At 64.5% G+C, this 19,848-nt stretch carries 19 protein-coding genes and 3 pseudogenes; 11 read left to right on the forward strand and 11 right to left on the reverse strand.

Annotated elements, in window-relative coordinates; all coding sequences use genetic code 11:
* Positions 1-134: 134 nt before the first annotated feature.
* The 3 genes and pseudogenes from ACRHIG_RS19265 to ACRHIG_RS19275 form a co-directional block, all read right to left on the reverse strand.
* Entirely contained in the window at positions 135-764 is a 630-nt protein-coding gene (locus tag ACRHIG_RS19265) for a 3'-5' exonuclease (protein ID WP_489627524.1), read from the reverse strand.
* 38 nt (positions 765-802) lie between these two features.
* Positions 803-2,052 (reverse strand): annotated as a pseudogene (locus tag ACRHIG_RS19270) (Hsp70 family protein).
* Positions 2,053-2,228: 176 nt separating this feature from the next.
* The gene (locus ACRHIG_RS19275) at positions 2,229-2,453 is read right to left on the reverse strand and encodes a hypothetical protein (RefSeq protein ID WP_489627525.1); all 225 of its coding nucleotides are present in this window, start codon (positions 2,451-2,453) and stop codon (positions 2,229-2,231) included.
* On the opposite strand from ACRHIG_RS19275, the gene ACRHIG_RS19280 reads away from it, so the two are divergent.
* Both ACRHIG_RS19280 and ACRHIG_RS19285 read left to right on the forward strand, forming a co-directional pair.
* On the forward strand, positions 2,425-4,326 hold the full coding sequence (locus tag ACRHIG_RS19280; protein WP_489627526.1) for an Ig-like domain-containing protein: 1,902 nt from the start codon (positions 2,425-2,427) through the stop codon (positions 4,324-4,326). The two genes, ACRHIG_RS19275 and ACRHIG_RS19280, sit on opposite strands and share 29 nt — an antisense overlap.
* Before the next feature lie 166 nt (positions 4,327-4,492).
* Positions 4,493-4,645 (forward strand): annotated as a pseudogene (locus ACRHIG_RS19285) (LacI family DNA-binding transcriptional regulator); the annotation flags it as partial.
* 189 nt (positions 4,646-4,834) lie between these two features.
* Here the strand turns inward: ACRHIG_RS19285 and ACRHIG_RS19290 are convergent.
* Complete coding sequence (locus ACRHIG_RS19290) at positions 4,835-5,017, reverse strand: hypothetical protein (RefSeq protein WP_489627527.1); 183 nt, start codon at positions 5,015-5,017, stop codon at positions 4,835-4,837.
* 8 nt (positions 5,018-5,025) lie between these two features.
* Between ACRHIG_RS19290 and ACRHIG_RS19295 the strand changes: the two genes are divergently transcribed.
* Complete coding sequence (locus ACRHIG_RS19295; RefSeq protein WP_489627528.1) at positions 5,026-5,589, forward strand: substrate-binding domain-containing protein; 564 nt, start codon at positions 5,026-5,028, stop codon at positions 5,587-5,589.
* Positions 5,590-5,642: 53 nt separating this feature from the next.
* Here the strand turns inward: ACRHIG_RS19295 and ACRHIG_RS19300 are convergent, their stop codons facing one another.
* Complete coding sequence (locus ACRHIG_RS19300) at positions 5,643-6,062, reverse strand: YidB family protein (protein ID WP_475414491.1); 420 nt, start codon at positions 6,060-6,062, stop codon at positions 5,643-5,645.
* A 262-nt stretch (positions 6,063-6,324) separates the two neighbouring features.
* Between ACRHIG_RS19300 and ACRHIG_RS19305 the strand changes: the two genes are divergently transcribed.
* From ACRHIG_RS19305 to ACRHIG_RS19320, 4 genes are all read left to right on the forward strand, one after another.
* Positions 6,325-6,537, forward strand: a complete 213-nt coding sequence (locus tag ACRHIG_RS19305; protein WP_034751103.1) for a hypothetical protein — start codon at positions 6,325-6,327, stop codon at positions 6,535-6,537.
* A gap of 109 nt (positions 6,538-6,646) precedes the next feature.
* Positions 6,647-7,354: a hypothetical protein gene (locus ACRHIG_RS19310; protein WP_489627529.1), complete on the forward strand. Its 708-nt coding sequence runs from the start codon at positions 6,647-6,649 to the stop codon at positions 7,352-7,354.
* Positions 7,355-7,433: 79 nt separating this feature from the next.
* The gene (locus ACRHIG_RS19315; RefSeq protein ID WP_475414489.1) at positions 7,434-7,907 is read left to right on the forward strand and encodes a DUF6328 family protein; all 474 of its coding nucleotides are present in this window, start codon (positions 7,434-7,436) and stop codon (positions 7,905-7,907) included.
* 386 nt (positions 7,908-8,293) lie between these two features.
* Positions 8,294-10,399: a hypothetical protein gene (locus tag ACRHIG_RS19320; RefSeq protein ID WP_489627530.1), complete on the forward strand. Its 2,106-nt coding sequence runs from the start codon at positions 8,294-8,296 to the stop codon at positions 10,397-10,399.
* Between the two features lie 27 nt (positions 10,400-10,426).
* Here the strand turns inward: ACRHIG_RS19320 and ACRHIG_RS19325 are convergent, their stop codons facing one another.
* On the reverse strand, positions 10,427-11,329 hold the full coding sequence (locus tag ACRHIG_RS19325; protein WP_489627531.1) for a LysR family transcriptional regulator: 903 nt from the start codon (positions 11,327-11,329) through the stop codon (positions 10,427-10,429).
* A gap of 103 nt (positions 11,330-11,432) precedes the next feature.
* On the opposite strand from ACRHIG_RS19325, the gene ACRHIG_RS19330 reads away from it, so the two are divergent.
* The 3 genes from ACRHIG_RS19330 (at position 11,433) to ACRHIG_RS19340 (ending at position 14,396) form a co-directional block, all read left to right on the forward strand.
* On the forward strand, positions 11,433-12,449 hold the full coding sequence (locus ACRHIG_RS19330) for an aldo/keto reductase (protein ID WP_489627532.1): 1,017 nt from the start codon (positions 11,433-11,435) through the stop codon (positions 12,447-12,449).
* Between the two features lie 19 nt (positions 12,450-12,468).
* A complete protein-coding gene (locus tag ACRHIG_RS19335; RefSeq protein ID WP_489627533.1) occupies positions 12,469-12,885 on the forward strand; it encodes an SRPBCC family protein in 417 nt (138 codons plus the stop codon).
* Between the two features lie 410 nt (positions 12,886-13,295).
* Complete coding sequence (locus ACRHIG_RS19340; RefSeq protein ID WP_489627534.1) at positions 13,296-14,396, forward strand: MFS transporter; 1,101 nt, start codon at positions 13,296-13,298, stop codon at positions 14,394-14,396.
* A 73-nt stretch (positions 14,397-14,469) separates the two neighbouring features.
* Here the strand turns inward: ACRHIG_RS19340 and ACRHIG_RS19345 are convergent, their stop codons facing one another.
* From ACRHIG_RS19345 to ACRHIG_RS19365, 5 genes are read right to left on the reverse strand one after another with little or no spacing between them, the layout of a single operon-like run.
* Complete coding sequence (locus ACRHIG_RS19345; protein WP_489627535.1) at positions 14,470-14,928, reverse strand: hypothetical protein; 459 nt, start codon at positions 14,926-14,928, stop codon at positions 14,470-14,472.
* Positions 14,929-14,988: 60 nt separating this feature from the next.
* Complete coding sequence (locus tag ACRHIG_RS19350) at positions 14,989-15,393, reverse strand: hypothetical protein (RefSeq protein WP_489627536.1); 405 nt, start codon at positions 15,391-15,393, stop codon at positions 14,989-14,991.
* A 14-nt stretch (positions 15,394-15,407) separates the two neighbouring features.
* The gene (locus tag ACRHIG_RS19355; RefSeq protein ID WP_489627537.1) at positions 15,408-15,923 is read right to left on the reverse strand and encodes a hypothetical protein; all 516 of its coding nucleotides are present in this window, start codon (positions 15,921-15,923) and stop codon (positions 15,408-15,410) included.
* A gap of 24 nt (positions 15,924-15,947) precedes the next feature.
* Positions 15,948-17,483 (reverse strand): hybrid sensor histidine kinase/response regulator, encoded by a 1,536-nt coding sequence (locus ACRHIG_RS19360; RefSeq protein ID WP_489627538.1) that lies wholly within the window; start codon positions 17,481-17,483, stop codon positions 15,948-15,950.
* A gap of 11 nt (positions 17,484-17,494) precedes the next feature.
* A complete protein-coding gene (locus tag ACRHIG_RS19365) occupies positions 17,495-18,325 on the reverse strand; it encodes an alpha/beta fold hydrolase (protein ID WP_489627539.1) in 831 nt (276 codons plus the stop codon).
* A gap of 238 nt (positions 18,326-18,563) precedes the next feature.
* Here ACRHIG_RS19365 and ACRHIG_RS19370 point away from each other — a divergent pair.
* Positions 18,564-19,810 (forward strand): annotated as a pseudogene (locus tag ACRHIG_RS19370) (PepSY-associated TM helix domain-containing protein).
* Positions 19,811-19,848: the final 38 nt, after the last annotated feature.

The raw sequence follows: 19,848 nt of genomic DNA on the forward strand, positions 1-19,848 counted from the left end.
AACGGCGGCCCAGGGCGGCGAAATCGTGTGTTGCTTAAATTTTAAATTCGATGCGGGGAAAGGACTTGAGCAGGCTCAAATGAAATAACAAAATTATATCGTTTTGATGAGCCCGCTTGGATGCGATACGCCGGTCAGCGGCGCGATGGATGCTTTTGCAGGAATTGCGGCACCTTGGCGGCGGCCAGCTTGTTCAGCGACACCAACAGGTCGGCGTCGACATCGGCGATGCCATAGCTGCTGCGCAGGTGGCGGCCGATATGGATCAGCACTTGCGCCGCCACTTCCGCATCGGACTCGGCCCTGTGGGCGGCGCTCTTGAAGGCGATGCCCAACTGGCTCGACAGCAAGCCCAGCTTGTAGCTGGACAGGCCGGGAAACACGCGGCGCGACAGTTTCAAGGAACATACGAGCGACTGGTGCGCCGGCGTCAGGTTCAGCCTGGCGCTTTCCGCGCGCAGGAATTTCTCATCGAAGCTGGCATTGTGCGCCGACAAGGCATCGCTGCCGATGAAGTCCAGCAATTGCGGCACCACCTCGGCCACGGGCGGCGCCTTGTCCACCATGGCCTGCGTGATGCCCGTCAAGCCCGTGATGAACGCGGGAATGCGCGCATTGCAGTTGATCAGGGTCACATAGCGGTCCGTGATCTGCCCGCCCTCGATGCGCAAGGCCGCCACTTCCGTGATGCGGTCGCCCATGTCGGGAGACAAGCCGGTCGTCTCGAAGTCGATCATGACGATCGGTTTGTCAAACACATTCATGGGGTAAGGCTCTTTCTGCAATGCTGCGGTGGGCCAGCTTAGCCGAACTTGCGCACGGCGTCCAGCGCGAGTCCCGCACCAATACTGCCGAACAAATCGCCTTCGACCTTGCGCGCGGCCGGCACCAGGGCGGCGATCTTTTCGCGCAGCAAGCGCACGCCGGAAGAGCCGCCCGTGAAGAATACGGTGTCGACGGCTTCCGGCGCCACGCCCGCGTCGCGCAGCAGCCGCAGCACGGTTTCTTCCACGGAACCGCACAGGTGGCCGATGGCGTCGTCGAATTGCGTGCGTTTGAGCAACAGGCTTTGCGCGGGCGACAAACGGTCCAGCTCCAGCTGTACCTCGGCCGCGTCGGACAGGGCGATCTTGCCCTCTTCCACCTTCATGGCCAGCCAGTGGCCGGCCCGCTCGTCGATCAGCTTTTGCAAGCGCCCCATCTTGTCTTGCTCGCGCGCATCGCGGCACACGTCGGCCAGCTGCACCCATATCTTCTTCGTGTAGGCCAGGTTGATCGTGTGCCAGGTCGCCAGGTTGAAATAATAGCTGGACGGCACTTCGCTATTGTTGTGCAGGCGGCTGCCGTAGCCAAGCAAGGGCATGACGGAAGACAGGCTCAGGTATTTATCGAAGTCCGTGCCGCCGATGTGCACGCCGCCCGTGGCGAGGATGTCGTCGCGGCGCTCGGCCTTTTCGCCCGCTCCGGCGACAGGCGCACCAGCGAAAAGTCGGAGGTACCGCCGCCGATGTCGGCGATCAGTACCAGCTCTTCCCTGGCGATCTGCGACTCGTAGTCGAAGGCGGCGGCGATCGGTTCGAACTGGAAGGCGACGTCCTTGAAGCCGACGGAGCGGGCCACTTCGGCCAGGGTGTCCTGCGCCAGCTGGTCGGCCTGCGCATTGTCGTCGATAAAGAAGACGGGACGGCCGAACACGGCGGACGAGAATTCGCGGCCTGCGGACTGCTCGGCGCGGCGCTTCACTTCGCCAATGAATTGCGCCAGCAACATGCGGAACGGCAAGGCACGGCCGCCCACTTCCGTCTGGCCATCGATGAGGCTGGTGCCCAGCAAGCTTTTCAGCGAGCGCATCAGACGGCCCTCGTAACCGGCCAGATAGCCGGCCAGCGCCGCGCGGCCAAAACTGACTTCCTCGTCTTCCGCATTGAAGAAGACGACGGACGGTAAGGTCGTCTTGCCATCTTCCAGGCCGAGCATGGTGCTCTGCCCGGGACGTGCCCAGCCTACCGTGGAATTTGACGTGCCGAAATCGACGCCGCAAGCATTGGCCATGTCGACCCTTCCCTGAATAAAGGGGCGTTATGTTATCAGAACGCACGCCATTGCACCAGAAAAATACTTCCGGCTGGGCCAAGACAACAAGCTTGCTTTGCATCAAGTACCCGCCGCGCGCAAAAGCTACTCTTTGGAAATTGATGCCGAGCAACTCGGCAAGCTCCCGGAGATCATCATGTCCCTCGCCCCCTGCGCCACCTGCCCGCCGCCAGCCTGGCCGCCTTCCTCGTTTGCCTGGCCGGCTGCGGCGGCGGGGGCGGCACCGATACGCAGGCATCCGGCGGCTGCTCGCTGCACAGCACGGCAGGCTGCGGCGGCAGCCTGCCGCCGCCGATCACGCCGCCCGTCACCCCGCCTGTCACGCCGCCCGTGACGCCCCCGGTGATTCCGCCCGTCACGCCGCCTGAGCCGGCCAGCCTGGCCAGCGCCGTCAACCTGGTGTTTTCCAGCACGGAACTGGCCTCCGCGGGCCTGGCCGGCAGCGAAGTGGCCGTCACGGCCCTCGTCAAGGATGGCGCCAACCTGGCCTTGCCAAACGCCAAGATTTCCTTTGCGGCCGATTCCGGCATCCTCGGCAGCGTCGACGCCGTCACGGACAAGAACGGCCAGGCGCGCGCCCTGCTGGGCACGGGCGGCGCCAACAGCAACCGCAGCATCACCGTGACGGCGCATGTGGGCACGCGCAGCGGCAAGGGCACGGTGGCCGTCACGGGCAGCAGCGTGGAATTGCTGGGGCCGTCCGCCTTGATGCTGGGCCAGGGCGCCGACCTTACCGTCACCGTGCGCGACTCGGCGCGCAAACCCGTGGCCGGCGCCGCCATCGCCTACAGCACGGGCGCCGGCAACGGCGTGCGTGTCAAGGACGGCGGCGCGGCGCTCAGCAATGCGCAAGGCCAGCTGGTGCTGCGCCTGACGGCAGGCAGCCTGGGCAAGGATGCCGTGTCCGTCAGCGCGCTGGGCGCCGCCGCCACGCAAGCGTATGCCGTGGCCGGCAGCGACCTGCGCCTGAGTCCGGCCGTGGGCCAGGACGCCAATGGCGCGGACGTGCTGCCGGAAGTGGCCACCCTCACATGCCAGCCCATCGACGCGCGCTACGACAAGGCGGGCGTGGCGCAATCGGGCAGCGCCAGCCTGTCGACCACGCGCGGCGGCCTGTTCGCGGACAACGCCTGCAGCCAGGCCCTGCCTGCCAGCTTGACTTTTAGCAATGGCAACTTGCCGCGCAGCTATGTGCAATCGGCCAACGCGGGCGTGGCCACCATCACGGTTTCCGTGGCGGGCGGCCCCTCGGCGCAGACGCGGCTGGAATTCGTCGCGCCATTGAGCCCTGCCAGCAAGCTGGCCGTGCAGGCGGAACCGGCCGTGCTGCGCGCGAATACGGCCACTTCGGCGGCCACGGCCGACAACGCCAGCACCAGTATGAGCACAAGTATCAGCACAATCAGCGCCGTGGTGCGCGATGGCCCGGCGAACAACCTGGTCAAGAAGGCGCCCGTCGTGTTTACCATCTTGAGCGACCCCAGCGGCGGCTACCTGCGGCAGGCGGGCCGGGTGCTGACGGGCAGCGACGGCCTGGCGCGCGCCGAATACGTGGCGGGACCGGCCGACAGCGGCCGCGACGGCGTGCTGATCCAGGCACAAATCGAAGGCGCCCCGCAAGCGGCGGCCACGGCACTCGTGCGCCTGACGGTGGCGCGGCAAGCGCTGTCGATCAAGCTGGGCACGGGTAGCCTGCTACGCGAATATTCGGCCAGCGTGCTGCAGAAGGACTTTGCCGTGTTCGTCTCGGACAGCGCCGGCAATGCCGTGCCCGGCGTCGCCATCACGGCCGCCGCCTGGCCCAGCCGCTATGCCAAGGGATTGTATACGTGGCAAGCGGACAAGCCCGAATTCCCCGACACGGGCGTCTGGCGCCTGGCCCTGCCCCACTACAGCTGCGCCAACGAGGACGTTTTGCGCAATGGCATTTTTGACGCCGCCTACGACCGCAACGGCAATGGCGTGCTCGACCCGGGCATCCCCCTGACCGTCAGCGCCAGCGGCCTGAGCGACGCGCTGGGCATGGCCACCGTCACCATCAGCTATCCGCGCAACTTTGCTTCCTGGGTGGACGTCGCCCTGACCGTGCGCGGCAGCGTCAGCGGCACGGAAGCGAGCACGACGGCGGATCTGCCATTGCCCGCCCTGGCCAGCGATTTCAGCGCCCGCCGCGTGGACCCGCCGGGACGCCTCAGCCCGTATGGCAGCGGCCCCTGCGACAGTCCCGATTGAAGGACAAGCATACCACTTGCCATTCAATCAAATTTTTTGCAACATAGACAATAAAACAGTCTTGCCACATGGAAATATTTTCGCTATGCTCATTCTGCCCGCCCAGGCCGCCACAAGCGGCCGGGCCTGCAGGAATACTTTGAGACAGGTTGCTTGCCAAACCAATATGCGAAAAAAGAATACTGTAGCCCGGACACCCAGCACCGCCGCCCGCGCCATACCCGGCACCGGACGGCGCGTGACTTCGTATGACGTGGCCCTGCTGGCCGGCGTGTCGCAATCGGCCGTGTCGCGCTGCTTCAAGCCGGGCGCCAGCGTCTCGCCCGCCACCCACGCCAAGGTCATGCAGGCGGCCATCACCCTCGACTACATCCCCAACGCGGCCGCGCGCAGCCTGATCACGCGGCGCTCGAACCTGGTGGCCGTCATCATTTCCAACCTGGCCAATCTGTACTATCCGCAAGTGTTGTCCGACCTGAGCCAGCAAATCGCCCGCCAGGGCAAGCGTCTACTGTTGTTTACGCTGGAGCGCGAAGCGGACGTCGGCAGGGTCTTGAGCGATGTATGGCAATACCAGGTCGATGGCGCCGTCGTGGCCGCCTTCCTGTCGGACGCGCAGATGGCCGAATTCGCCCGGCGCGACGTGCCGCTGGTGCTGTTCAACCGCAGCCCCCGCGAGCACGCCGTGCATGCCGTGCTGTGCGACCAGGGGAAGCGGCGCGCCTGCTCGTCTCGCGCCTGGCCGAGGCCGGCCACCGCCAGTTCGCCGTCATCGACGGTCCCGGCGACTCGGCCGTGGCGCAGGAACGCAAGGCCGGCGTGCTGGACCGGCTGTTCACACTGGGCTTGCCCGCGCCCATCGTCGTCAGCGGCAACTACGATTACGCCAGCGGCGGACGCGGCTTGCGCAAGGTCATCGACCGCCTGGGCCGCGTGCCGGACGCCGTCATTTGCGGCAACGACATCATGGCCATCGGCTGCCTGGACACGGCGCGCCACCAGATGGGCATCCAGGTGCCGCTGCAGATGTCCGTGGCCGGCTTCGACGCGCTGGAAGCGTCGGGCTGGCTCAGCTACGACATCACCACCCTGCGCCAGCCCGTGCAAAAGATGGCCACCGATGCCGTCGCCATGCTGAGCGAGCTGATGGAACGGCGCGGCGGCATCGCCGAGCGGCGCCGCTATTGCTCGTATCTGGTGGAGGGGAGTACGGCCAGGCTGACCAGCGAACCTCAGCGTTTCGGCATGATGGCCGCCGCCTGAAAACAAAAAACCTCGCATCGCTGCGAGGTTTTTGAGTTCTGCGGCAATAAATATCAACCGAAGATCTTGCCCTTGAGCATATTCAAGCCTTGGCTGACGAGGTCATTGCCTTCAGGTACTTGACCGTTCGGCGTCAGCTTGTCGATCAGCTGGGGCAGCAAGGCGGCCAGGCCGCCCGAGGCCGCGTCCGGGGCGACGCCCGCTTTTTCCGCGATCTGCGTGATCGTGTCGGCGCCCAGCGCATCCTTGATCTGGTCGCCGGAGACGGGCGCATTGGCGCCGGTGCCGATCCAGCTGGCCACCTGGTCGCCCAGGCCGCTTTCCTGGAATTTCTGCAGCAGGCCGGGCAAGCCGCCATGCTGGTTGACCAGCTCCATCACGCTGGCCATCAATCCCGATGGGGCTTCCCCGTCAGCACCCTTGTTGCCCAAAGCGCTCATCGCCTGTCCTGCAAGTTGGTCTAGCAAACTCATCGTATTCTCCTGAACGCTGTCGATTGGTGCCGCGTACAGCGGCGTCCGGTAAGGCCGGCGCATAATCGCCGACACACATAACAATTATACTATATATAATTCAAATGCTATATTTGCAATTTAACAGGCGGAACAAAAACAGGCTCGGCCGCAGCCTCACCCACCTCCATCATATTTAGTTCGGCACAACATGCAAGCGTAAATTGACGATTTACAAAAACGTGTAGAATTAATTTTCCTACTTACTGAGGAGTATCAACACATGAACATCAATAAAGCGGTAGACAAGGCCTACGAAAAAAAGACGTTCAAGGAAATCGCCGATGCGCCCGTCGATGCGCTGCAAGGCGTGAGCGAGAAGGATGCGGAACTGCTCAAGCAAGCGTTCAATATCAAGACCGTGCGCGATCTGGCGAACCTGAAATACTCGAAGTGGGCGCGCGCCATCGTCACCCTGGCCGATACGGAAGAATAAACCGGGCCATGCCGCAGGCATTCCCGTCAGCACAGCCCGCCCCAGTCGGCGGGCTTTTTCATGCCGGCCCGCTAGCGGCTCGCAAGCCGCTAGCCGCGCGGAGGCGCCCTTGCCCACGCCGCTGACCCTGCCCGGCATCTGCTGGCCCCTGCAAGCGAGCACGGGCCACCTTGCCGTCACCACGCAGCACATCACGGGCCACTTTCGCGCCGGCGCGGGCGAAGACGCCATCATCGCGTGCGATCTGCTGCCAGCCGGAAAGTTTCGCAATGGCGCGGCGCGCCACTGGTGCCGCACGCACCAGTGCTACTGGGGCACGCAGGCGGACCTGGCCGAGCGGCAGGCGACGCGGCAGAAGCGTTGCCGCCAGCACGCCAGCCCCATGGGCTATGTGCTGTATCCGGAACTGTTCGACCCCGGCCGCTTTCACGCCACCACCTTGCGCCTGGGCCCCGATGGCTTGCTGCAACTGCGCGCCCGGGCCGATGACGGCGGCGCCCTGCTGGCGCGCGACGCGGCCGCGCTGGCCATCGATTGCCGCGCCCTGCCCGGCTTGTTCCCTGCCGACGTCGCGCAGCTGAATATCACGCCGCCCGCCGCGCAGGCGTTCGCCGCCGCCTTGCAGGCGGGCACCCCGCTCGGCTGCAGCGACTGCGCCCGCTGCGGCCATCCGCACCTGGACCTGGGCAGCTTCGCGCTGGCGCCGCACCGCCGCCACAGCTGCGGCCATTGCGGCCACGACGCCTCGCACAGCGCCACGGCCATCGTCTCGACGCCCCTGTGGCGCCTGCGCCAAGGCATCGCGCAATGCTTCTGAAGGTGCGCGCGCCCACAGTCGGCGCGGGTGCCTGCGCGTAGACTGGCACCACCACCACCACCACCACGAGGACCACGCCATGCCACACGCGCGACAGCAGCACGAGGATGACCAGCCGGGCGACGAAGGCGACCTGTCCGACCTGCTCAGCGAATTGCGCATCCTCTTGCCGGGCGCGCAGATGCTGACGGCCTTCCTCATCATCCTGCCCTTCAACGGCGGCTTCGCGAAGATCGTGCAGGCGGAAAAGATCGTCTTCCTGCTGACGTTTTTCCTGTCCATGACCAGCCTGGTGCTGCTCAGCGCGCCGGCCATCCAGCACCGCGTGATGCGTCCCCTGCAAGACCGCGAACGCTTCAAGCGCGTGGCCGACCGCATCATGATGTGCGGCGCCTTTTCCCTGGCGCTGGCGTTTATTCTGGGCACCAATCTGGTGATGTCGGAAGTCTTCGGCCACGTGGCCGGCATCGTCGCCAGCGTGCTGATGGGCACGCTGATCGTCTGCATGTGGTGGCTGCTGCCCCTGCACCTAAAGCGCAGCAGGAAAATATAGGCGGCGCCGGCTGACTAGCGAAAGCATAGCCATTTTAATTTACTGCATGACAATATTGCCCGTCAACGCAGCAATGCCCTCCCATTCCTTCGTCCAGTGGCGCCAGGGTGCCGGCCGCCGCATGCCGCTGCGCTGGCTTGCCGTCATCAAATGTTGCCTCTGCGCCCAGCCGCTCATGTTAGTCTAGAAGCAATATTTTTCTTTTCCCAACAAGCGCTTGCGCCGCAATGAAAGGATGACAACTTGACTGCCGATCCCGACCAAATCAAGAGACAGCTTGCGCTGATGAACCTGCATGCGCAATCGACCAAGGAAAAAAGCAGATCCAGATCATTGCGACGGCAACCCGCGAGATACAGACGACGTATGAGGATGCGCTGCGCACCTTGCACGACGAGAAATCAAGCGGCAAGGCCAGGAAGGATGCCAAGGACATCCTCGATGCCATCGACAAGAACCTGCCCGACATGGTCGACGCCATGCTGTCCGCGTCTGCCGCCTTCAAGGCCGGCGACCATATCAACGGCAGTGCCGCGCTGATGACTATCTGCGCTTCCGGCATGCAGATACTCGCCGGCTTCTCCGTCGCCGCCGGTCCGTATGGCGTGGCGTTTGCGGCGCTGTTTGGCCTCGTCGGCCAGCTCCTCACGTATTTCGGGGAAGAGCAGCCTTCCCTCAAGGACCAGATCATCGAGGCGATCAAGGGGCTGAACGCGGACGAAAAACTGCGCAATGCGCAAGAGCATGCCAATGTCGTCGACGAATATACGCGCACCGTGTATCGCATGCGAGCAGACCTGCCGCTCCTGTTGCAACTTCCCATGAAGACGGAAGAGGACCTCAGGACGTTCCACAAAGGTCTCGATACCTGCCTCGTTTCCATCAACAAGGCGCACGACAAGATTTCCCTGCTATACAGGAAATGGGCGACCGCGGAATGGCTGAAGGACCCGAAAACCCAGGAACTGCCCCAATGGCCGGAAATCCTGGGCGTTTTCTGCCGTACCTACGCCGACTCCCTGCTCGCCAACATGGCTCTGGCATCCATGGCAAACCTTGCCGTGGTGAATCGGCGGCTGGACGACGCCTCGAGCAAGAACCCGGACTACACGAAGTTCCAGCACCAGTTCGACGCGATCTATGATCGTTTGATGATGCTCAGTGCCACCGTCGAGGCGATACCGAAGCTGTGGGACGACGGTAACGATCTGATCCTGCGGTTCATGCAGGCCGTCGAGCCGGTGGCACGCACGCGGGGACTGTTCGTCTACCTCGGCGCCAGTGAAAACAGTAACCTGAACAACAACTATAACAATAGAAACAGGAACAAGTCCGACCTCTACGCTGCCACGGGAGGCAAGGTCATGGAGCCCGCTGACTGGACCCTGTTGCAAATGGGGCCCTACGACCGCGGCCACCGCTTCGCCATGAGCATTCCCGGAACATTCGCAGGCTCGCTGCAGGCCCGCTATCGCATCTTTTTTTGCCAGCACTGGGTATTGTCCGACAACGGAGACATGGAGCACGGCTGGGTAGACCCTGCCGCCGTCGACATTTCTGGCCGCGCAATGATTTCCCCGGATAAATTCCATGACGTCTGGGCCATCCCCTCCCCCAGGGAGCGCGATACCTCGTTCGTGTATGCGGCACGCAATGATGGCAACAGTGGCGCCGTCAAACTGTTTGCGATCGGTGCCAGTGACACCTTGAAGGAAATCGGCTGGAAAGCGACCACCAAATCCGGTATCGTCAATGTGCGCGCGCTTCACCACCCGCCCGCCACCTTGCCTGGCGATCCGCACGGGGACGCCATGCCGCCAGAGCTGCTGCAAGGCAAGGGCGAAGAGCATGCCATCCTGTATGGCGCGCTCGCCTCGTCCGGCGACATCTATGTCGATTATCTAAACACACCGCGCTATGTGCCGTCTCCGTGGGGCAGCTATGGCGGCATCGATGTCGACCCGCACTTTCTCTGGGTTTTCGGGCCATGGGGCATGGCGTGCGCCACGCACGCCTCGGTGATCAGCTGCCTGCGCGGGCTGATCGACAAGCCAAGGTGGATGACGCACTCGCCCGATGCGCTGATCGGCGACAGGGATGCCCATGTGGAAAACAAGTGGTGGGACAGGCAACGCAAGACCAGGACCTACCCGCCGCTGATCGGCATTCGATCGCTGTCCCCATGCAAGGATGGCACGCTGTTCGCCAGCATCCATCACCGTAGCGTGACGAAGAAGAGGAACGAAGACCATTGGCAGTTCGAAGTGCAGGATACGCCAGCGCTGTACACGGCCCGTTACAGCATCGATATCAAAAACGGACACCTGCATGTCGATTCCTGGAGCAAGCTGCCAGCCGAGCGGCAAGCGCAGCAAGTCCAGAAGCTGGCCATCCCCTGCTGGCCGCAGTTTGCGCGCCTGAAAGCGAGGCTGACGGATGTCCCCGTCATCGCCAAGGCTACGCCACGCGCTCCGCGGCCCGGCAGCGTCTGATGCCAGGCCAGTCAGGCGGGCGTCCCGTCAGGCCAGCGCGCCCGCCTGCTCCAGCAAGGTTGCGCGGAAAATTCCCACCAGCGGGCGCAGATTCACCTTGTGCCAGGCCAGCCACAAGGGCGTGCGATAGCTGAACCACGGCAACTCGCGCACGACGACGCCGGCCGGCGCGTGCTGGCGCAGGCTGTGCTGGATCATGGCCATGCCCAGCCCGGCCGCCACCAGGCCCAGCGCCGTCAGCGGTTCCGTCGCTTCCATGCGGATATCGGGCGTAAAACCGGCGCGCGCACAGGCGGCGATGAAATTATCGTGTTTCAACGCGCTTTCCTTGTGCAGCACGGCAATCCACTCCTGGCCCGCCAGGTCGGCCGGGGTCAGCTCGGCCTTGGCTGCCAGCGGGTGCGCCTGCGGCAAGGCCAGCAGCATGGGGTCGCTCAGCACTTGCGCGCAATCGAGGTCGGGGTCGTTCGGCAGCGGCGGTTCGCACAGCAGCGCAATATCAAGGCTGCGCTGGCGCAAGCCCTCGATCTGCTCGGCCGAATGCAGGTTATACAGGGCAACGTGCACTTGCGGCCGCGTGGCGCGCAAGGTGCGCAAGCCGTCGGGCAAGACGCCCGCATGCATGGCGTTCTCGATGTAGCCGATGCACAGGCCGCCCTCGTCGCCGCGCCCCAGGCGTTTTGCCAGCGCTTCCAGCCGGTTCCCGTGGGTAATAAAAGCGCGCGCTTCGGCCAGGAAGGTATGGCCGTCGCGCGTCAGGCGGATGCGCTGCGCGCTGCGCTCGAACAGGGTCAGGCCCAGCTTGTCTTCGAGCTGGGCGATCTGCCGGCTCAGCGGCGACTGGGAAATATGCAGGCGCTCGGCGGCCCGTCCCACGTGTTCTTCCTCGGCGACGGCGATGAAGTATTGCAATTGGCGCATGTCCAGCATATCAGACCTTTCAGGACTCAAGTTGTGCAAATTATGTCTTGGACAGGCTTAACTTGTCCAGCTATTCTGTCTCCATTCACTCACTCATTGAAGGAAAAACACCATGACGATCAAACACTTACTGACAGGCAAACTGGGTTTCGGCACGGCGCCGCTGGGCAATATGTTCCGCAACATTCCCGAAGCAGAAGCGCTGGCCACCGTCGACGCCGCCTGGGAATCGGGCATCCGCTATTTCGACACGGCCCCGTTCTACGGCGCCGGCCTGGCCGAGCTGCGCCTGGGCGCGGCCCTGAAACAGCGCCGCCGCGACGATTACATATTGAGCACCAAGGTCGGGCGCCTCATCCTCGACGAGCTGGAAGACCCGGCGGCCCGTGAACTGGGCGAAAAAGGCGGCCTGTTCGAATTCGGCCGCAAGAACAAGATCGTCGACGACTATTCGGCCGACGCCACCCTGCGCTCGATCGAAGACAGCCTCAAACGCCTGGATACGGACCGCCTCGACATCGTCTGGGTGCATGACATCGCGCAAGACTTCCATGGCGACAACTGGCTGGCGCAATTCGAGATTGCCCGCACGGGCGCCTTCCGCGTGCTGACCCGCTTGCGCGAAGAAGGCGTCATCAAGGCCTGGGGCGTGGGCGTGAACAAGGTGGAGCCGCTGGAACTGACCCTGGACCTGGCCGAAGCGCAGCCCGATGCCTTCCTGCTGGCCGGGCGCTACACCCTGCTCGACCATGAACGGGCGCTGCAGCGCCTGATGCCGGCCGCGGCAAGCCAGAACGTCGACATCGTCGTCGGCGGCCCCTACAGCTCGGGCATCCTGGCCGGCGGCGCCCACTTCGAATACCAGAAAGCCTCGCCCGCCATCATCGCCAAGGTCGAACGTATCAAGGCCATTGCCGCGCGCCATGGCGTCAGCGTGAAGGCGGCCGCCCTGCAATTTTCCTTGGCCAATCCGGCCGTGGCCGCCGTGATCCCCGGCGCCAGCCGTCCCGAACGCCTGGCCGAAGACCTGGCAGCCCTGCACAGCGTCATCCCCGCCGCCTTCTGGCACGACATGCGCGCCGAGCAGCTGGTGGCGGCCAACGCTCCGCTGCCAGCTGGCGCCAACTAATATAGACAAGGAACTTACCATGGCACACACCACCACCTCGATCGACATCGCCGCCACGCCGGAAAAGGTCTGGCAACTGATCGGCGGCTTCGACTCGCTGCCCGACTGGCTGCCCTACATTCCCAGCAGCACCTTGAGCGACGGGGGCCGCATCCGCCATCTTGCCACCCCGGCAGGCGAGGTCATCGTCGAGCAGCTGGAAGCGTATGACAACACGGCGCGCAGCTACAGCTATTCGATCCTGCAGGCGCCGTTTCCCGCCAGCGATTACCTGTCGACACTGCAAGTCCAAGCACTTGCCGATGGCGCTGGCGCACGGGTCACCTGGTCCGGCCGCTTCACGCCCGTGAGCGCGAGCGAGCAGGAAGTGACCGACTTGTTCCACGGCATCTATGTGGCGGGCCTGGAAGCGCTGCAGCAATCCTTGGCGAAGTAAGGCGCCAGGAAGACCATTTCTGCCACAGCCGGGTTTTCTTCGCTTGCCCTGTGGCGGAAACGCGCGCATTCCGTGTTATCGTTAACAACAAGAGCCATCGCTGTTGTGTGCAGTGCAGCAGATTTTAGCCATCGCCCAGCAGAGCTTGCCCGAATCTTTTACAATGTTGTCTTTGGGCAGTTCTCATCGCCCGAAAATACCGGCCAGCCGTCGACTCTGGTGGCGCATTGCCACTTCCGGCCGGGCCACAGCGCGCCTCTCCACCCTGTCATTCTTTACCCAACCAACAAGAACATGCACGCCTCCGTAGACCCATTGATTCCGCGCGTCACCGCGCCTTTGGCGCTGGCTATGCCGACCTTGCCCTGGCCATTGGCGGCCTCGCCATCGGCACGGGCGAATTCGCCTCCATGAGCATCCTGCCCGTGGTGGCCGACGACCTGGGCACGACCTTGCCCCAGATGAGCCACATGATCAGCGCCTACGCGCTGGGCGTGGTCATCGGCGCACCCCTGATCACGATCTTCCTGGCGCGCATGCCGCGCCGGCTGATGCTGATCTGTTTGATGCTGATGTTCGCTGGCGGCAACCTGCTCAGCGCCATCGCCCCCAACTACGGCTTGCTGGTCGTCGCCCGCTTCGTCGCCGGCATCCCGCATGGCGCGTATTTCGGCGTGGCAGCCCTGGTGGCGGCCGCCCTGGCCGAACCCGACCGGCGCGGCCAGGCAGTCGCCCGCGTGCTGATGGGCTTGACGGTGGCAAATATCTTCGGCGTGCCGCTGGCCACCTACATCGGCCAGACCCTGGGCTGGCGCTCGGCCTTTTTGCTGGTCGCCGCGCTGGGTTTATTGACCATGCTGATGGTGCGCATCTTCGTGCCGATGGTCGCCGCCGGCGATTCGAGCCCGCGCCGCGAACTGGGCGTGTTCCGCCGCTTGCAAGTGTGGCTGACCCTGCTGATGGTGGCGATCGGCTTCGGCGGCATGTTCGCCGTCTACACATTTATTACGCCCACCTTGCTGGAAATCACGAAAGTCTCGCCGCTCGTCATTTCCATTTTGCTGGCCATCATCGGCGTGGGCATGACGGTGGGTAACCTGATCGGCGGCTGGCTAGCCGACCGCTCGCGCCTGTGGACGATCTTCGGCGTGCTGCTGTGGAACGTGGCCGCGCTGGCCGCGTTTACCTATACCAGCAGCAACGTCTGGCTGACGGCGATCAACCTGTTCGCCATCGGCGCCGGCATCGCCGTCGCCCCGGCCGTGCAGACGCGCCTGATGGACGTGGCCGGCGACGCGCAAACCGTGGCCGCCGCCCTCAACCATTCCGCCTTCAACATCGCCAACGCCCTGGGCGCCTGGGCCGGCGGCATCGCCATCGCCATGGGCATGGGCTTGCGCTCGACGGGCTGGGTAGGCGCCATGCTGGCCTGCGGCGGCATCGTCGTGCTCGGTATTTCCGTGCTGGTGGAAAACCGCAGCCGCAATGTGGGCGGTGTGCAGCCGGCTTGAGGATTGGCCCGGCGGCGGCCAGGGCCGCCGCCGGATACAGCGGATCGTCACATGACGCCGCTGGCGCACTTGTTTACCCGGCGGCATCCGTGCAGCGCGCGCCCCAGCCAGCCCGCCAAGCAGGGCAATCCTTCCTGGCTTGGTCCGATTCCAACTCTGCCAGCATCTGCTGCGCCCCATGCAAGCCGAACTGGCTGGCCCAGGCGCACAGCGCGGCGCCATCCGCCTCATCCTCATAGGCATCGAGAAACAGCCCGACAAGCAAGCCCTGCAGCGAAGCATAGCTGCACCATACCTCGTCAATATTTTCCAGGCTGCAGCGCTCGAAGCGACGGCTCGACCGATTGTAGTAGTCGAGCACCATGCCGCACTCCCACAGAGGCACGATGTCGCGTGTGGCAATGGGCGAAAATCGCCAGGCCTGCGGCACCTGGCAGCGGTAGTCCAGCGGCGTCGGCGGTCCCTCGCCCGCCAGGTGGCGCAGTATGGCATCGCTAAGGCCCAGCGCGCGCAGCGCTACCGTGTGACTCATCGCTTGCCCCTGGCCGCGTTTCCGCCCGCCAGCCGCCATCGGCCACGGTGCCGCCGCACCTTACGCATCCACCCAAGCAAACAGCACTTTGTCCGGCCCCGCGGCTTGATGCCAGGCTGACTGCAATTCCATCAGAAACCCGGCCAGGTCGAAGGGATTGATCTCCGAACCTGCCCATGGTGCCATACTCGACCAAGCCACCGCGAGCCGGTTCAGTTCATCGGCCGCCAGCCGCCCCAGCGCCTGCCCCACGTCAGCCCTGAAAACGTACAGATCGCACCCCTCGATTCCTGCCGGCAAGAGCGCAGGCGCCGCCGAGCGGGTCAGCAACTGCGCCAGGGACGCGAAATCGAGCGCCCCCGGCAAGGTAATACCGGTGACGGGGAAGGCCTCAACCGCCTCCGTCCAGCTGGCGCATGCGCGCATGTCCGACGGGGAACACACAAAGAGATCGACTTTTTTCATATTATCTTCAAGCATCAGCCTACATCGTGCCCATTCGACGTCTCGCGGGAATATCGCTGCTCAAACTCGGCAGCACTACCGGCCTCGGACCATAAGCCCGCAACGTAATCGAACTCCCGCTCGAACGGCTGCTCAAAGTCGGACACGTCCGTCGCATACTCGCAATTGCGGCTCAGCATGACCAGCCAGTCGGGATAACCGAGCGCCGGGTACAGGCGGGTCAGGATGGCATCGAGCGACGTCACGCTTTCCCGGCCCGCCAGGTAGGCGGCGCGCAATTCGACGATGTATTTCCCCGCCAGGAACTGGTCACTGAGCCGCTGCGCGCCCCGGTAGCGTTCGATGATCACGTCGGCCAGCGCCAGCACCTCATCAGGACCACGGGCGCTGGCCAGCAGCACGACTTCCAGGTCATCGCCTTCCTGGTCCAGGCGCAGGCGTTCCACGGCCCAGTCCACGCAACGGTCCGCCGGGGCGTAACCCATGCGGAGCTGGAAAACGGCGATTTCCAGTTCTGTCAGTTGTTCCATGTCGTTCATTTGAGAATGCCCTCCTCACTGCGCCTGCAGCATCTTTTGCAGCACCGCATCGAGCTCATAAAAATCCACGGGCTTGGTCAGGTGCAAGTCAAAGCCCGCATCGGATGCCAGTTGGCGGTCCTTGTCCTGGCCCCAGCCCGTGACGGCCACGAGGATGGCGTGCTGGCCGCAGGGCTCGCTGCGCAACAGCCGCGCCACGTCGTAGCCGTTCATGTGCGGCAAGCCGATGTCGAGCAGGATCACGCGCGGCATAAAAGTTTGCGCCGCCGCCATGCCAGCCGCGCCATCGTAGGCCGTGCGCACTTCATAACCGAGGATGTCGAGCGCCAGCGCCAGGCTTTCGGCCGCGTCGGCGCTGTCGTCGATGACCAGCACCTTGCCCTCGCGCGTGCCGGCCAGCAGGCGGCGGTTGGGCTCGGGCGGCGCTTGCAGGGGCACGGCGGGCAGCGGCAGGCGCAGTTCGAACGTGCTGCCCTGCCCCACGCCGTCGCTGCGGGCGCTGATGCTGCCACCATGCAATTCGGCCAGGCCCCGCACGAGCGACAGGCCGATGCCCAGGCCGCCCTGGGCGCGCGACAGGGCCGGCTCCAGCTGCGAAAACAGGTCGAACACGGTGTCCAGGTGTTCGGGCGCGATACCGATGCCCGAATCGCGCACGGTAACGTGCACTTCGTTTTCCGTGCAGGCGACGGCCAGCCAGATGGCGCCGTTGGCGGGCGTGTACTTGACGGCGTTGGTCAGCAGGTTGGCGATCATCTGCCCCAGGCGCGTGGCATCGGCGTCGAGCCAGATCGGCTGCGGCCATTGCTTCACGTGCACGCTGTGGCCCGACTGCGCCGCCAGCTCCGCCACGCTGTGCAGGGCCGCTTCCACCACGGGCGCCAGCTCCACGCTGGCGCGGCGCAATTCCAGGCGCCCCCGCGTGATGCGCGACACTTCCATCAGATCGTCGACCAGATGCGTCATGTGTCCCACTTGCCGTCCCAGCACGTCGCGGGCCCAGCGCAGCTGCGGGTCGTCCAGCTGCGCCAGGCGCAGCACTTCCAGCACGTTGCGGATCGGCGCCAGCGGATTGCGCAGCTCGTGCGCCAGGGTCGCCAGGAACTCGTCCTTGCGCCGGTCGGCGGCCGCCAGTTGTTCGTTGAGCTCGCCTGCTTCCTTGCGCGCCAGCTGCAGCTGCTGCTCGTATTTGCGGCGGTCGCTGGCGACAAAGACGGCAATCTCGTCATAACGCACGCCCTCGTGCACGCGCCGCACGGCATTGAACAGCATGGGAATGGATTGCCCATGGCGCTGGCGCATGTCGAGCAGGATTTCCGACACGCTGCCCTGCACCTGCATCAGCGGCAGCCAGTGCGTCTGGTGGAATACGCGCCCGCCGATGGTCAGCAAATCCTGCAGTTTCTTTTTCCCGAGCAATTCCCCGGCGCCATAACCGAGCCAGCCGCAAAAGGTGGCGTTCGCCTGCACGATGGTGCCGTCGGCCGTGCACAGCAGCAAGCCGCAGGCCGCGTGCTGGAACAAGGTACTGGTATCAGGCAAGGAAGGCATCGTGTCCCGCATTACAGGTGCAGGCCGTCGAGAAAGTGGCGGATGGCGCGGTAGCTGGCATCGGGCACGCTCATGTGCGGGCAATGGCCCACGTTCTCGACCACGTGCAGGCTGCTGTGCGGCAGCATTTCCCGCAAGTACTCGCCCACGGGCGGCGGCGCGATGAAGTCGTCGCTGCATTGCACGATCAGGGCCGGCGTGCGGTTGTGCGGCAAGATGGCGCGGTGATCGGACAAAAACGTCGCTTGCGCGAAATGCCGGGCGATGGCCGGATCGGTGCGGCAAAAGCTGCTTGTCAGGTCCTCGCCCAGCGCCGGCTGGCCGGGCGCGCCCATGATGGCCGGCGCCATGCCGGCGGACCAGCCCAGGTAATTGCTGTCCATGGCATCGAGCAAGTCATCGATATCGGCACGGCTGAAGCCGCCCCGATAGCCGGCCGCCGCATCGTCGACATAGCACGGCGACGGCGCCAGCATGACTTGCGCGGCGAACAGCTCCGGCTCGGCGATGCTGGCCAGCAAGGCGCTCATGGCGCTGACGGAATGGCCCACGCAAATGACGGGGCCGCCGCCGACGGCATGGATGATCTGGCGCAGATCGGCGCCATGCGCGTCGAGCCGCGCATAGCGATCGAAATCATAGGCGCCCAGGTCCGAAGCGCCGCTGCCGACCAGGTCGAACAGCACCGTGCGGTAGCGGGGGCGAAACAGCGGCTCCAGGTAGCGCCACATGGTCTGGTCGCAGCCAAAACCGTGCATGAATACCATGGTGGCTGCCGCGCCTGCCTGCGATGCACCGCTGCGTTCGCTTACGCGGACATTGTTCCGTTCTTCTATACGCATGCCGCTTCAGCCTTGGATATTTCCATGTGGAATGTAAATTAATTTATTGCTAGCATCTTAGCATGCGCAATTTAGTCCTGACCAACACCATTGGCGCTGGACAAACGCCGCGCCCCATTGGATAATGAGAACGATTCCCATTATCAAACTGCCAGGCGTGTGCCTGGCGTTTTCCTGTGCGCCGCCCTGGCGCCTGCTGGCGGCAACAAGCCGGTTTCATGTTGAAGGTTTGTACCGCATGCGCGCTTTCTGGACTGTCATACACCGCTGGGCCGGTCTCACCATCGCCCTCTTCCTCATCGTTGCGGGACTCACGGGCGCCGTCACCTCGTGGGACCATGAACTCGATGAATGGCTCAACGCCGACATCATGGACACCCCGGGCCGCGGCCCCTGCAGGCGCCGTTCGCGCTGGCGCGCAAGGTGGCGGCCGCCGACCCGCGCGTGGAAGTCAATTACATGACCCTGGGCCTGGAAGAAGGCCATGCGGCCGCCTTCATGGTGCGCCCGCTGACCGATCCGGCCACGGGTAAACCGTTCGTGCTCGGCTACAACACCGTCTACATCGACCCCGTCACGGCGCAGATCACGGGCACGCGCGATTCGACGGCCATTTCCCTGTCGCGCCGCAGCCTGATGCCGTTCTTGCGCCATCTGCACTACAGCCTGCACGTGCCCGCCTTCTGGGGCACGGACCGCTGGGGCTACTGGCTGATGGGCAGCGTGGCACTCATCTGGCTGCTCGACAGCATGGTGGCGTTCTATCTGACCACGCCGCGCCGTTTGCGCCAGCGCGCGCCGGACGAGGCGCCGCGCCACCGCGACGCCGCCAGCTGGTGGCAACGCTGGAAACCGTCGTGGGTGGTGCGCTGGGCGGCCGGCGGCTACAAGCTCAATTTCGATCTGCACCGCGCGGGCGGCCTGTGGGTGTGGGGCATCATTATCGTCGTCGCGTTCACGTCGTTCTCGCTGAACCTGTACCGCGAAGTGTTTTACCCCGTCATGTCGCTCGTGTCGACCACCACGCCGGGACCATACGAAACGCAGACGCCGGCGCCGTACGGCAGCTACATCACGCCCGTCATCGGCTTCGAGCAGGCGGTGGACATTGCGAAAAAGCAGGCCGTGCAGCGCGGCATCACGGCGCCCATCGGCGGCATTTATTACGGCGGCAATTATTCGTTCTACAACGTCTCGTTCTTCGACCCGGCCGACGAGTTCGGCGCGGCCGGCATGGGCTTGTCGAACCTGTACGTCGACGGCATGGACGGCAGCATCATCGGCCAGCACAAACCGTGGGACGGCACGGCCGCCGACGTCTTCGTGCAACTGCAATTCCCCCTGCACTCGGGCCGCATCCTTGGCTTGCCGGGACGCATACTGATGTCCTGCATGGGGCTGATGGTCGCCATGCTGTCGGTGACTGGCATCGTCATCTGGGAAAGAAAGCGCCGCGCGCGCCGGCTGCAGGCGAAAAGCCGCTGACACTCACCTCAAGTAGCCACTTCATAAGGGCGCAGGCG

The sequence above is a fragment of the Janthinobacterium sp. C22 genome, from assembly GCF_057919405.1.